A 12,745-nucleotide genomic window follows, 5' to 3' on the forward strand; every position below is an offset into this window, starting at 1 on the left:
TCGGCTCGCTTCGCTCGTGTTCGTCCTTGCGCATCTTCTCGGGAAAAAGTCGAGAATCTACGCAAGTCCCCGGAAAGTTAACAGACGTGCCACCCTGGCTGTTGCGCGTAAACGTCAGCTAGCACAGCCGGATTTATGCAACAACGCCACCTTGAAGGGCAGAAGCAGATGCTGGATTCAATCGAAAAAAACCTGGCGGCCGATGCGGCGGTGTTTGCGTCGAGCGAGGCGTGGATCGAGGCGCATCTGACGCCGTCGGGCTGGGTATATGGCAGCTACAAGGAGGAGGATGCGCACCCCGTCTTGATGCCGGCGCCCAGCGAGTCGGTGCTGACGGTGCGGCGGCACTATATAGTGAGTGGCGCGACCGCACCCCGGCGGCTTAGCGAGATCCGCACGACGCGCGCGGATTCTGCCCGGGAGATCATTCGCTTGCTGGAGGCCTACGGCGAGCCGCATTTCAATATCAAGACGCGCCAGGTTCCGAGAGTCCCTGGCGTAACGTTCTGACTGACATCCTCATACTATCTTCCCGCTCCTGACCCCGGTGTCAGGCATAGCCAAGGAAGCATCCGACAAGATCGCCGCGCTGGAAGCGCGGCTGGCTGCAGCGCATCAAGGGGCGAAACGTGGTGAGAGCGCCCGCAAAATCGAGGCAGCGGCCGAAGCGGTAGCAATGACGCCCCGAGAGTTGGAGGCCATCAAGGAAGACTTCCCAACCCAGTACGAGGTGTACCCGGCGCAGCAAGCAACCATCAAAGCCCTGAAGGAATAGCAACAGCAGGTGGATGAGGAACGGCATGAGCAACAAGCCGAGCGCCAGTGCACCGAAGCCGAAGTGGTCCACGATGCAATCGACATGACACCAAAGCTGGCGCATATCCAAGCCACTATCCCGGATCAATTTGCCACGGCCCGGCGCTTCGACGCTGTCCTGCGCGCCGATCCGAAGTGGGCCGAAAATCGCCTCGCTGAACGCTTAGCCGATCTGGACAGGCTCGTCGAGTCGAGGCACGGTGCAATAGAGATCCCAAGTGCGACGCCTGTCGCTTCACGGAAGACGCCGGAACAGTCGACGCAGGAAGCCCAGGGACTGGCCAGCAAGACGGCCACGAAGCCCACGCCCAACTCCCTCAGCGACCTCCCGGGCAGGCGATCCGCCTGCACATAGCGAAAAAGATGTGCTGGTAAGCATGCCCCATGCTCAGCTCGCGGGCAAGTTCGCAAAGATGTAGCCGCATCAACTCGACGCCTGCTGGATGTTGGGTTCTGGCAAGCGCCAATCGGGATGCAGGCCACTGCCGTGAAATGGCGTTTGTACCGGGCATTCATGGAGAACCACGTGCGAAGTGGCCGTGACCCGCAAGCGGTACCCCATGCAGACTATTCGTGGGTCGTCGGACGGGAGGTGTCCTCGTGGCCAGAGCACATACAGGAGATTTGATCACTCCCTTGGAGGGGTGGTGGCAGGGCTTATGGTCGGTTAAACAGGCTGAGGTTCCGATTTTGCTCCGAGGAGCACCCACGATGAAACTGGAAAACCTTGAGGCGGCCCGTGGTTTCGCCGCTCTCTATGTGGTATTGCACCACCTTGACCCCCTGGCAGGTACTAGGTTCCAGCCATTGCTGCGGTTCGGGCAGGAGGCGGTCATCATGTTCTTTCTCGTTTCCGGCTTCGTGATCTACCTCTCTTATGCAAAATCGAAGGGAGGGCAGACGGCTGGAGAGTTCATGTGGAGGCGGGCGCTACGCATCTATCCGATCTTCATTGCCGCTCTCGGCCTGGCTGTCCTCGCGAACGCGGCAAAGGGCGATATTTCGTGCCTGACTGTTCAGGGGCTGGTTGGAAATCTTCTGATGCTGCAGGATGTTGGGCGCCTTAAGAGTGGGACGTGGGTCGCCCCGCTATGCACAAATACTCCGCTATGGTCGCTCTCATACGAGTGGTGGTTCTACGTTGCATTCACTGCGCTATTCTTCGGCAGAGGCCTCAGTCGACACAACTCAAAGCGGATCGCAGTTGCGGCGCTTGTAGTTTTGGGGACGTTGGCCTATATCGCATTTCCAGCCCAGCCGTTCCTATTCGCCTCGTATTTCTGCCTCTGGTGGGCAGGCTTGGAACTCGCGAGGGAGTATATAGGCACAAGTTCGATATCGCTTTCGGGGCAGCGCTTCTCCATAGGCCTTATGCTTTTGGGGGCGGCTTTGTGGGCATTCCTCGCAATTCGATTTGTGGCCGCAGGTAGTCCGTTATCGACAGGTGCGGAGCCGGTCCTACAGATTCGCCATTTCGCTACGGGAGTAATCCTGGTATTCGCGGTTGTTTTCATTCGGCGGTTTGGCGGTATTCCAAAGCAGTTCGTGAGCACTTTTAGCCGGCTTGCGCCGATTTCCTATGGACTCTATGTGTCTCACCAGCCCGTAATTATCTTGGTGCACGAGCTTGGTCTGCCACGGATTGCAGAGATTTTCATCACGATTCTCTGTGCTCTGACCTGTGCCTACATTCTCGAGTTGGTGTTTCAGCCCGCTGTAATGCGTGCGTATGCCGCATGGGGGCCAAGCAGCCGCCCACGGGAAGCAAATTAGTCTCGCCGACTTTCCTGCCGCCAATATGACCACCGCCACTTCCGGGTAGCTTTCTAATACCCACATCACGGGGCATTCTTGCTGATGTCAAGGAAGACGAATCAATCTGTTCTTCAAGGGCCATGGCCGCATCGCAAGTAGCCAGATGCCCTGCGATGGGGATCAGGGTAATAATGGCATAGGCCGGATGGAACTACGCGGCTCTAAACGCTCGATAGAATGGGGAAAACCAGATTGCCTCGAACACGAGCAAGCCAAGTAGGTTGGTCATCATTATGCCGTCAAGACGATGTTGTGTTGGTCGGGGCGTACCCAGCACCGGTCCGTGCTTGCATGAGCTGGCGATCGCTGCGTCGCAGCAAAGTATATGTCCGGCACCTCCAATTTGATTCCGGATGCCGCGACGAGCTAGCCTCTCTCAAGTTTAGGAGCCAAGCCATCTTCGGGTGGCATTTTCATGTCCGCGAGCCGAGCTCGAATTGCTCCTCGCCCCCCCCTAGCATCCACATGAACCCAACACAGTAGCCGTGCTGCCCGTATAGGCGAACCGTGCAAGGACGAACCTCGCAGCCAACGCAATACGTGGAGCGGAATGGAAATCGATCTGAACGCAGGCCTTGAGCAGATGCTCAAGGCTTTCGAGCCGCTGAATTGGGGGATCTAGCGCCAGCCGGCGATACGGCAGGTCCCGATAAAGGGGCGGAAGCCAAGGTAGCAAATGAAGCAGCAGAAGCAGCCGCCGCCGCGAAGGCCGCGAAGGCCGCGAAGGCCGCGAAGGTCGATACGCTGCAGGAGAGCAACGTGGACGGCGTTCATGCCCTCGACGGTAAGAAAGTCCCCCCGTTTTCGGTGCTTCGAAGTGAACTGGAACGGGCAACCCGGGCTGAGCAGGTACACGGGCCCTGTACACTAGAACCTAGCCCGAAAGGATGACGGGCTAGGGCAAACGGTGAATTGACGGCCTATGCTCGGGCGCTACCATCGAATTAATCTGGCTCGATCTCCTTGGCTACGGCCTGTCCAGCCGGACACAGCACGGAAAGCGCCTCTGGCTGCATGCGTATACACTGCCGGTTCTCCGCGGGTGACAGGGTCCTGCGAGTGCCGCGCGGGAGCGCGACTTTGCAGCGTGGTCTAGCCTGCGCGGCCGTAACAACGAGACAAGACAATAAAATCATGAAAGTTTCGACCACCAACGTCCTCAACGTCCTGGAGCAGGGTGAAATCACTGCTGTCCGGGATCTGGCGCGGAACATCTCGCATCCTCGCGCATTTGTTCTGCTTCGCACTGCCTTTATCGCGATGGCGGCGGTGGCCGTGCTGTGCTTCGCAGCGAGTAGCTTCCATCTCGACGGTTTTGAGAACGTGGGGATTGGCGCGGCGGTGGTGGCCGCGCTGCTGCTCCTTGGGGAGCGCCGCTGGTTCGGTAACCGCGACGAGGTGGTGGTGCCGGCCGAGCAGGTTGCGGTGCTGCGCGGGCAGCTTCGCCAGGAGATGTTTGGCAAGCTGGAGGAGGTGGCGAGGCGCCTGACCCATGATGGCCCCGGGGATGGGGTGATCCGGGTTCGCACCTTGTGGCAGTTCCTGTCGGAATCCGTGGCCAGCGATACGCTCAAGCGCCGGGATGCTCGCCGGCCGGCCAAGGAATCTCAAGCGGGCTGAGCGACGGCGCGCACAGACGGGGCGGCCAGGCCGCCCCTTATCAATTTATCAATGCAAGCAGCGGACGACCGACCCGCCGCTATGCGTCGCCGCGCCCGTCCTCCCCATGCTCCCCATGCTCCGCCGCGAGTTCGCTCAGCACCAGTATTTCTTGCGCCAGTCCGGTCGCCAGCGAGAGCAGAGGGCCCTGGATGTCTGCGACCAGATCGCCGAATGTGCCGGTGGCCGCGCTGTCGCGGGTCATGAAGAGTAGCGCGTAGAGTTGTGCTGCTTTTTCGCCAGCGAGGCTCTGCGGGCTTTCGCATGGGGTATGGGCGGTCACGAACATGTCCGCGCCGGAATGTTCGGCAGTGACGCCGTAGCGGCTGTGCCTAAACATGGGCAGCCTCCGTCGCGGTGGCGTTCCGGAGTGTGTGGACGAGTGGACTAAGGTGGGTCAAGCGTTGCCCGGAATGGGCGAGTGAAGACTGGGGCATGAGAGTGCCTCCTACGGTAGCGAATCGAACTCCGCTCCCCGCTGCTATTCGGGGTGGGCGGGCGCAAGGCCGGGTAGCAGACCGGAACGTAGGTGCCGGCGAGCCCGAAGGCTCCCCAACCCAGGCCCGCCCATAGAGGCGTGCGAAGGCACCGGACGTGAAAATCCCGCCTAGCGGCGGCCGTCCGTCTACGTACTTCGGGCTGCTATTCCCGATCACTGTTGTTGCAGCGACCCGGAGAGTATACCCCGACCAGAACCCGGAGCGAAACGTCGCGCAGGGCCACGCCATCCCCTTGAGCAGCAGCGCTTGACTTCCCGTCTCTCGTTCTGTAATTTCTGTCTACACAGAAATTACAGAACGAACAGGTGACGCGATGAAGATCTTGGTGACCGGGGCGAGCGGGCTGGTGGGATCGGCGCTGGTGGCCCGTTTGCTGGCCGAGGGGCATCACGTGGTGGCGCTGGCGCGCCGGCTCGATGCGCTGCCCCGTCACCCACGGCTTCACCGCGTTGCGGCGGACTTGTCCACCTGGACCACGCCGGCGCATTGGCTGGCGGCCTTGCGCGGTGCCGATGCTGTCGTCAACACGGTGGGCATCTTTCGTGAAACCGGGCCGCAGCATTTCCAGGCATTGCACGTGGATATGCCGCTTGCCCTGATGCGGGCCTGCGAGCGGGCTGGCGTGCGGCGCGTGGTCCAGCTATCCGCGCTGGGTGCGGCGGCGGATGGCGCTACCGCCTACTGGCGCAGCAAGGGCATGGCGGACGATGCCTTGCGCGCTAGCGCGCTGGACTGGGTGATTGTGCAGCCGTCGCTGGTGTATGCGCCGTCCGGCCGCAGTGCAACATTGTTCCGGCGCTGGGCGGCGTTGCCCTTGCTGCCGGTGCCGGCGGATGCGGGGCATGTGCAGCCGATCCATATCGACGACCTGGTTGCGCTGCTGCTGCGGGTAGTGCGCACTGACTGCGCGGGCCGGCGCACGGTGGCGGCGGTTGGGCCGGTCCGGCTGCGGTTTGGCGACTGGCTTGGCGCCCTTAGAGGCGGCATGGGGCTGCGCACAGCGCGGGTGCTGCGTGTGCCGGGCTGGGTGGCCGGCCTTGGGGCGCAATGCCTGGCGAGGCTGCCGGGCAGCCTGGCCAATGGCGACAGCCTGGCCATGCTGCGCACCGACAACAGCGCCAGCCCGCATGCCGCGGCCACCTTGGCTGTGCGGCGCTTGCGGCCGCCGGCTGCCTTTGCCACCGCTGCCGAGCGGCTGCCTGCCTTGCTGTTCTGGACCCTGCTGGCTGCCCGGCTGGCCATTGCCGCGGTCTGGCTGGCCACCGCCTTGGTCTGTTTCGCGGACCTTGCCGCGGGCACGGCCTTGCTGCGCGAGGCGGGGCTGCCGCCGGCCTGGCGCGCGCCGCTGGTGTGGCTGGGCGCGGGGCTGGACCTGGCACTTGGCGTGCTGGTGCTGTGGCGCCCCACCCGCGCGGTGTGGGCCATGCAGATGGCGCTGGTGCTTGGCTATACCGCGCTGATCACCTGGCTGGCGCCGGCGTGGTGGGCGCATCCCTTCGGGCCGGTGCTGAAGAACCTGCCAATGCTGGCGTGGTTCGCCCTCTTCCTGCAGCTGGATACCGATACCCATGCCGGGATCGACACCAACGTCGGCCGGCAAGCCACCGCATATGGACCAACCGAGGAGCAAGCATGACCTACCTGACCGTCAAGTGGCTGCATATCTTGTCCGCCACCTTCATGTTTGGCACGGGCTTTGGCACCGCCTTCTATCTGTTCTTCGTGAACCGCAGCAAGAACGTGCAGGCCATGGCGGTGGTGACCCGCTGGGTGGTGCGCGCGGACACCTGGATCACCGCGCCGGCCGTGGTCTTTCAGCCGCTGAGCGGGCTTTACATGATGCATGCGGCGGGGTATCCGCCTTCGGCGTCCTGGCTGTGGATCTCGCTGTCGCTCTATGCGCTGGCGGGGGCTTGCTGGCTGCCGGTGCTGTGGCTGCAATGGCGGATGCGCGATATGGCCGGGCAGGCTGCGCAGGCATGGCAGGCATCAGGCGGCGCGACCGATGCCGCTGGGCTTGCGCCGCGCTACTGGCTGTATGAGCGTATCTGGGTGGCGCTGGGGTTTCCGGCGTTCGGTGGGTTGCTGGTGGTGTACTGGCTGATGGTGAGCAAGCCGGCCTAGGCCGCCACGTAAGCCACGTAAGCCACGTAAGCCACGTAAGCCACGCAAGCCACGCAAGCCACGCAAGCCGGCGGGCAACCTTAGCCGATCCGTCTTTGGTAGGATGGCCAATCGCCACGGATTGAGATGCGTGCTGACAATGCCCCAGATCGACCTGAGAACGACAGTCTTGCTGTCAGCGGTGATGTCGGCCTTGATGTCGGTCGTGCTGTTGTCGGCGTATTACAGTTTCCCGCGGTCGATCAAGGGGATTGGGCGTTGGGTCAGCGGCTCGCTGCTGCTGATTGTTGCGCCGCTGCTGTTCTGGTTGCGCGATATCGCCCCGGACTGGCTCTCCATTGTGGTGGCCAACTGCCTGGTGCTGGCCGCCATGGCCCTGTGGATGCTCGCCGTGCAAGCGTTCTACGGGCGGCCGCAAACATGGCGGTCCGCCGCCGCGCTGACGGTGCTGGGCACGCTGCTGCTGGCCTGGTATGCGCTTGGGCAGCCGAACTATGTGGCCCGGGTGACCATCGTGACCTTTGTCGCCGGGATCTTCTACGTCGCGCAATGCGTGCTGATCGTGCGCTATGGCGAACGCCATTTCAGCACCTACTTCTTTGGCACCCTGATGATCGTCCAGGCGCTGGTGGTGGAGCTGCGTTTCGTCACCAGCCTGTTTGCCGGGATGACCAGGCAGTCCTTTTTTGCCCCCGGGGACGTCATCCAGATCATCTACCTGAGTTCCAACACCCTCATGGACCTGGCCTTGTCGGTCGCCTTCATGCTGGTGATCACGCGGCGCCTGCACGTGGAACTCGACGTGCTCTCCAGGACCGACCCGCTGACGCTGCTGCTGAATCGGCGCGCCTTGAATGCGGCCGGCCAGGAGGCGCTGGAGCGCATGGCCGAGGACGGTAGCGAGATGGCCTTGCTGTTGATCGACCTTGACCACTTCAAGCGCGTCAACGACAGCATGGGGCACGCCGAGGGCGACCGGGTGCTGACGGAGTTCTCGTCCATGCTCAAGCGCGAGCTGCCGCCCGGCGCCTGCCCGGGGCGCTTCGGGGGCGAGGAATTCCTGGTGTTGCTGCCGCATACCGGCATGGCGGGCGCGCTGGCGCTGGCGGAGCGCCTGCGGGCTACGTCGTCCCGGTTTTTTGGCGAGCGCGTCACGCATCTCACCATCAGTATCGGCGTGGCCTGCGTGGAAAAATCGGAGACGCGCCTGGACGACGCCATCGGCCGCGCCGATCTTGCCCTGTACCGGGCCAAGAGCGCGGGCAGGAACCGGGTCGAGGCGGTGATGCAAGCGGCCTGATGGGCCTGATGGGCCTGAGGGGCCTGAGGGGCCTGAGGGGAGACTACGGGGCGGCCATCAGGCGAGCAGCCGGCCGAGTGTGGCTACCGCGATGGTGAGTGCGCCAAGCGCCAGGTTCAGGCCGACGGCCTGCCGGATGCGGCCCAGCGCGGCGCCTGCGGCCTTCCAGTCCTGCGCATCGACGCCGCGCCGCAGCGTACCGTAGGGGCCGAAGAACACATAGGCAAAGATCCCGATCATGATCAGGCCAAGGCCGAACATGATGTGCCAGTGGACCGGCGCGGCGGCAAACCCGAGCGCGCCGAGCATGGACACGCCGCTGATGGCGATCAGCGCGACGGCGCCCCAGACCCAGGCCAGGAACCGCGCGAACACGGCACGCCACAAGCGCAGCCGCTGCGGCGGCTCCAGCAGGGTGGCCGCCGGCGGGCGCAGGCAGACATAGGCGAAAAACATGCCGCCCACCCAGAGCGTGACGCCAGCGATGTGCAGGAAGCGGAGGACGGGATCGAGGGTCATGGTTTTTTGGATTTTTCGGATGACGGAGATGGGCAGGCCCCGGCCGGCGAACCGCGGCGGGGACTGTTGGGGGAATGCCGCATTCTACTAGCCCCCGAACGCCACTTGTGCCGGCCCAAGCAACGAATAAGACACACATGCCAGAGCAAAGGCGTCGGCATAAGCGGAGCGCTCCCCCGCTTCTGCTAACCTACCAACCGGGTCAGTCGCCCGCGATGGGGATGGGCGGCCGGGACGGAAAGGCCGGTGGTCAGGCTGGTCCGCAAAACCAAAAATAAGATACTCATGCGGCACTCTTTAAAGTATCGGGTCGCCTTAGCCACGGCGCTCGTGGTGACATTCATCATCCTGGCGCGCGCGCTGTTTACCCAGTACTACGCGTTCCAGACCCTGGCTGCGCTGCGCCAGGCCCAGCAGGAAACGCTGGTCAAGCTGGTTGCCGAACAACTCGACGAGAAGTTCGAGACGCGGGCGATTGCCCTGCGCCGCCTGGGGCAGCAGCTGGCGCCCATGCTCGGGCAGCCGCCCGCCGATTTGCGGCGCTTCGCCACCCAGGCGATGTCCATGCCGCAGATCTTCAATGCCGTGTTCCTGGCCTTGCCTGACGGCGACATGGTGTTCAGCACCGCCGTACCCATCGGGCAGCGCATCCACCTGTCGGACCGCGACTACTTCCGCGCAATCCTCAACGGTTCGGAGTTTGCCGTGTCGGACCTGCTGCGGGGCCGGATGAGCGATTCGCCCGGCGTGGTGCTTGCCGTGCCCCTGCGCGCCCCGGACGGCAGGCTGCTGGGGGTGGTTGGCGGCGCATTGAATTTCACCGAGAGCAACTTCCTTGGCCAGCTGGCGCACAGCCGGGTTGGCCTGACCGGCGGCTATTGCCTGGTTTCCTCCGGCACGAACCCGCGCTACGCCATGCACCCCGATCCGTCGAAGGTGATGACGCCGGCCAAGGCGCATGGCGAGGCCTGCGGCGTTGGCGCGCCGCCCTCCGAGTGGGAAAGCATCACCCCGACGCAGCCCGTGGTGGCGCGCTACCTGCTCGAGTCCAATGGCTGGGAGGTGGTTTCGGTCCTCCCCGCCAAGGAAGCGTACGCCCCGCTGCTCGAGGCCCGGCACAAGACGCTCATGGTCGCCGCCATGTCGCTGTTGCTGGCCGCGCTGCTGATGTGGCTGGTGATACGGCGCCTGCTGGCGCCGCTGGAGTTGCTGCATCGCGTGGTGAGCGAGGTGCCCAAGAATCCTGCCGCCCTGGCTGCGCTGCCAACCGGGCGCGATGACGAGATTGGTGAGCTGGCCACCACCTTTGGCGCGGTCATGCACCAGCTCTCCGAGCGGGAAGCGGCGCTGAGCGCCGCCAAGGATCGCGCCGCCGAGAGCGAGAAGCGCATCGAGGCCATTGCCAACCATGTGCCCGGCTTTGTCTCGTTCCTCGACATGAGCGAGCGCTATGTCTTTGTCAACGAGGCCTACGCGCAGCGGTTCAACCTGCCGGTGCAGCAGATTGTCGGGCTGACGATGCGCGAGCTTTGGGGCACCTCCGTCTACGTGGCATCGAAGCCTTACCTGGAACAGGCCTACCTGGGCGCGTCGGTCACCTTCAGCCTGGAAGGCAAGGATCATGCCGAGTGCATGGAGATTACGTATCAGCCCGCCTGGAATGACGGCAAGGACACGGTCCAGGGCCTGTACATGTTCGCGCGCAACGTGACCAGCGAGCGCCAGAAGATGCGCAGCCTGGAAGCGCAGACGCTCACGGACCACCTCACGGGCCTGCTTAACCGCAAGGGGTTCGACCGGCGCATGGCCGATGCCATGGCCCGGGCTGGCGCGAACCACGCCAGCGCCGCCCTGTTGCTGGTGGACGTCGACGATTTCAAGACCGTCAACGACACGTTTGGGCACGCCGTTGGCGACCAGCTGCTGGCTTCCTTTGCCGAGCGCCTTTCGGCCTGCGTGCGCACTGGCGACGCCGTGGCCCGGATCGGCGGCGACGAGTTCGCCGTCGTGCTGGACGACGCACTCAACATCGCAACGCTGGAGCGCGTCGCCCAGGCCATCGTGCACGCAGCCCGGCGAGCGCATTTCATCGAAGGCCATACCATCGTGGCGACAGCCAGCGTGGGCATGGCCATCCATTACCCGGACGACGGCCAGACCGCGAACGAACTCTTCATGCGTGCGGACATGGCGCTCTACGAAGCCAAGCGCAGCGGCAAGGCGCGCTACACGCCGCCGCCTGCTTCGAGCAACCGCGCCTAGCATCAATACGCGACAATACGAAAATACAACAACGCAACAACACAACAACACAGCTGCACGCTCACCCTGAGGATGACCCCGTGACCGACCCGATCCTGATCCGCCCCGCCGAGCCAAGCGATTTCGAAGCATGGAAAGTGCTATGGGATGGCTACAACGCCTTCTATGGACGCAAGGCAGAGACAGCACTGCCGATTGAAATCACCCGCATGACGTGGTCGCGCTTCTTCGACGCTTACGAGCCCATGCACGCGCTGGTGGCAGAGCGCTCCGGCGAATTGCTTGGCCTGGTGCATTACCTGTTTCATCGCAGCACCATCCAGATCGGGCCGAGCTGCTACCTGCAGGATCTCTTTACGTCAGAGGCGGCACGCGGCACGGGCGTTGGCCGCGCGTTGATCGAGGCGGTCTACCAGCGCGCCGAAACCGCCGGCGCCAAGCGGGTCTACTGGCAAACGCACGAGACCAACACGACGGCGATGAAGCTCTACGACAAGGTCGCGGAGAACTCGGGGTTCGTGGTTTATCGCAAGCCGGTTTAGTTCTTGGATGCATCGGACCTCAGCGGGGGTCGATGCATCGCCGGGCCGAATCCAGCGCTGCCGTAGCTCCCCTCTCCCACGCAGCGGAAGTGGGGTTGGGGGAGAGGGCGGGCCTGCGCAAGAGCGAGGCGTTTCACGCTGCGCGAGCGCCCGCCCTTCACTCCGGCTCGATCCCCGCCGCCTTGATCACCTTCGCCCACTTCTGCGTTTCGCTGCGCACGAAGGCGGCGAGCTCTTCCGGGGTGGATGGCGCGGGCTCGCCGCCGGTGCGGCTGAAGTACTCGGCGGCCCTGGCGTCGGTCAGCCCCTTGCGCACCATCTGGTTCATGCGCTCCACCACGGGCCTGGGGGTCGCGGCGGGGAAGAATGCCGCGGACCAGGCCACCATCTCGTAGCCGGGCAAACCGCTTTGCGCCATGGTCGGCACGTCTTTCAGCACGGGATGGCGCTGCGCCGTGGTGACGGCGATGGCCCGCAGCTTGCCGCCCTGGATCAGGGTCATGGCGGGTGATATGTCCGAGATCATGAAGTCGACCTGATGGCCCATCAGGTCGGTGAGCGCAACTGGCACGCCTTTGTAGGGCACGTGGAGCGCTTGCACGCCGGCCATCATCTTGTAGAGCTCGCTGGCGATGCGGGTGGAGGAGCTGCCGCTGGCGAAGGTGAGCTTGCCGGGCGTGGCCTTGGCCAGCGCGGTCAGCTCGGCCACGGTGTGCACGGGGCTGTCGGGCGGCACCACCAGTACCAGCCCGCTCTTGGCGATCAGCGAGACCGGCGCGAAATCCTTGACCGGGTCATAGGGCAGCTTCTTGAACAGCGATGCATTGGCGGCGTGCGTGGTGTTGGTGGTCACCAGCATGGTGTAGCCATCGGCTGGCGCGGTGGCAACCGCCTGCGCTGCGATAAAGCCATTGGCGCCGGGCCGGTTGTCCACCACCACGGACTTGCTGGTCTGGCCGGTGACGGCTTCGGCGACGAAGCGCGCGCTGCTGTCGGTGCCGCTGCCCGCCGGGAACGGCACGACCACGCGTACCGGCTTGGCGGGGTAGTCGCCCGTGTCGGCGGCGCGCACCAGGCTGGCAGGCATGGCTGCCAGCGCGACGACGGGCAGCAGCAAGCCGGCGATCGCGCGCCGGGTGAAGGGGTGCGTCATGTTGTCTCCTCGTTTGCCACTTTTACGTTTTTTATTACGTTTTTTTATTACGTCT

12 protein-coding genes are annotated in these 12,745 nt (G+C 63.9%); 8 read left to right on the plus strand and 4 right to left on the minus strand.

The features are described from left to right. Positions 1-135: 135 nt before the first annotated feature. Positions 136-510, plus strand: coding sequence for a hypothetical protein (locus AC1DQR_RS23820; protein ID WP_477133901.1), 375 nt, complete (start codon positions 136-138; stop codon positions 508-510). Between the two features lie 40 nt (positions 511-550). On the opposite strand, the gene AC1DQR_RS23825 is transcribed toward AC1DQR_RS23820, so the two are convergent. Further along, positions 551-886 (minus strand): hypothetical protein, encoded by a 336-nt coding sequence (locus AC1DQR_RS23825; RefSeq protein WP_477133902.1) that lies wholly within the window; start codon positions 884-886, stop codon positions 551-553. A gap of 641 nt (positions 887-1,527) precedes the next feature. Here AC1DQR_RS23825 and AC1DQR_RS23830 point away from each other — a divergent pair. Both AC1DQR_RS23830 and AC1DQR_RS23835 read left to right on the plus strand, forming a co-directional pair. After that, positions 1,528-2,589 (plus strand): acyltransferase family protein, encoded by a 1,062-nt coding sequence (locus AC1DQR_RS23830; RefSeq protein WP_477133903.1) that lies wholly within the window; start codon positions 1,528-1,530, stop codon positions 2,587-2,589. A gap of 1,176 nt (positions 2,590-3,765) precedes the next feature. Next, positions 3,766-4,251: a hypothetical protein gene (locus AC1DQR_RS23835; RefSeq protein ID WP_416050622.1), complete on the plus strand. Its 486-nt coding sequence runs from the start codon at positions 3,766-3,768 to the stop codon at positions 4,249-4,251. Positions 4,252-4,330: 79 nt separating this feature from the next. Here AC1DQR_RS23835 and AC1DQR_RS23840 read toward each other — a convergent pair whose 3' ends face one another. Then, on the minus strand, positions 4,331-4,630 hold the full coding sequence (locus AC1DQR_RS23840) for a hypothetical protein (RefSeq protein ID WP_477133904.1): 300 nt from the start codon (positions 4,628-4,630) through the stop codon (positions 4,331-4,333). A 473-nt stretch (positions 4,631-5,103) separates the two neighbouring features. Here AC1DQR_RS23840 and AC1DQR_RS23845 point away from each other — a divergent pair, with 473 nt between their 5' ends. The 3 genes from AC1DQR_RS23845 (at position 5,104) to AC1DQR_RS23855 (ending at position 8,214) form a co-directional block, all read left to right on the plus strand. Next, the gene (locus AC1DQR_RS23845) at positions 5,104-6,426 is read left to right on the plus strand and encodes an NAD(P)H-binding protein (protein WP_416050624.1); all 1,323 of its coding nucleotides are present in this window, start codon (positions 5,104-5,106) and stop codon (positions 6,424-6,426) included. Beyond that, the gene (locus AC1DQR_RS23850; protein WP_416050625.1) at positions 6,423-6,914 is read left to right on the plus strand and encodes a DUF2269 family protein; all 492 of its coding nucleotides are present in this window, start codon (positions 6,423-6,425) and stop codon (positions 6,912-6,914) included. Before AC1DQR_RS23845 ends, AC1DQR_RS23850 begins: the two co-directional genes overlap by 4 nt. Positions 6,915-7,053: 139 nt before the next feature. Next, on the plus strand, positions 7,054-8,214 hold the full coding sequence (locus AC1DQR_RS23855; protein ID WP_416053297.1) for a GGDEF domain-containing protein: 1,161 nt from the start codon (positions 7,054-7,056) through the stop codon (positions 8,212-8,214). Between the two features lie 57 nt (positions 8,215-8,271). Here the strand turns inward: AC1DQR_RS23855 and AC1DQR_RS23860 are convergent, their stop codons facing one another. After that, positions 8,272-8,733, minus strand: a complete 462-nt coding sequence (locus AC1DQR_RS23860) for a CopD family protein (protein WP_416050626.1) — start codon at positions 8,731-8,733, stop codon at positions 8,272-8,274. Positions 8,734-9,018: 285 nt separating this feature from the next. Between AC1DQR_RS23860 and AC1DQR_RS23865 the strand changes: the two genes are divergently transcribed. Next, the gene (locus AC1DQR_RS23865) at positions 9,019-10,995 is read left to right on the plus strand and encodes a sensor domain-containing diguanylate cyclase (protein ID WP_416050627.1); all 1,977 of its coding nucleotides are present in this window, start codon (positions 9,019-9,021) and stop codon (positions 10,993-10,995) included. Positions 10,996-11,075: 80 nt separating this feature from the next. Further along, on the plus strand, positions 11,076-11,537 hold the full coding sequence (locus AC1DQR_RS23870; RefSeq protein WP_253928830.1) for a GNAT family N-acetyltransferase: 462 nt from the start codon (positions 11,076-11,078) through the stop codon (positions 11,535-11,537). A gap of 157 nt (positions 11,538-11,694) precedes the next feature. Here the strand turns inward: AC1DQR_RS23870 and AC1DQR_RS23875 are convergent, their stop codons facing one another. After that, positions 11,695-12,690 carry a Bug family tripartite tricarboxylate transporter substrate binding protein gene (locus AC1DQR_RS23875; RefSeq protein WP_477133905.1) on the minus strand — a complete coding sequence of 332 codons (996 nt, stop codon included), beginning with the start codon at positions 12,688-12,690 and terminating at the stop codon, positions 11,695-11,697. Positions 12,691-12,745: the final 55 nt, after the last annotated feature.

This window comes from Cupriavidus sp. 05L411 (assembly GCF_056398045.1).

Bases quoted from the DNA above. Each gene is read 5' to 3' on its own strand.
- AC1DQR_RS23820 (WP_477133901.1), top strand. From the start codon at position 136: ATGCAACAACGCCACCTTGAAGGGCAGAAGCAGATGCTGGATTCAATC.
- AC1DQR_RS23830 (WP_477133903.1), top strand. From the start codon at position 1,528: ATGAAACTGGAAAACCTTGAGGCGGCCCGTGGTTTCGCCGCTCTCTAT.
- AC1DQR_RS23835 (WP_416050622.1), top strand. From the start codon at position 3,766: ATGAAAGTTTCGACCACCAACGTCCTCAACGTCCTGGAGCAGGGTGAA.
- AC1DQR_RS23840 (WP_477133904.1), bottom strand. From the start codon at position 4,630: ATGTTTAGGCACAGCCGCTACGGCGTCACTGCCGAACATTCCGGCGCG.
- AC1DQR_RS23845 (WP_416050624.1), top strand. From the start codon at position 5,104: ATGAAGATCTTGGTGACCGGGGCGAGCGGGCTGGTGGGATCGGCGCTG.
- AC1DQR_RS23850 (WP_416050625.1), top strand. From the start codon at position 6,423: ATGACCTACCTGACCGTCAAGTGGCTGCATATCTTGTCCGCCACCTTC.
- AC1DQR_RS23855 (WP_416053297.1), top strand. From the start codon at position 7,054: ATGCCCCAGATCGACCTGAGAACGACAGTCTTGCTGTCAGCGGTGATG.
- AC1DQR_RS23860 (WP_416050626.1), bottom strand. From the start codon at position 8,733: ATGACCCTCGATCCCGTCCTCCGCTTCCTGCACATCGCTGGCGTCACG.
- AC1DQR_RS23865 (WP_416050627.1), top strand. From the start codon at position 9,019: ATGCGGCACTCTTTAAAGTATCGGGTCGCCTTAGCCACGGCGCTCGTG.
- AC1DQR_RS23875 (WP_477133905.1), bottom strand. From the start codon at position 12,690: ATGACGCACCCCTTCACCCGGCGCGCGATCGCCGGCTTGCTGCTGCCC.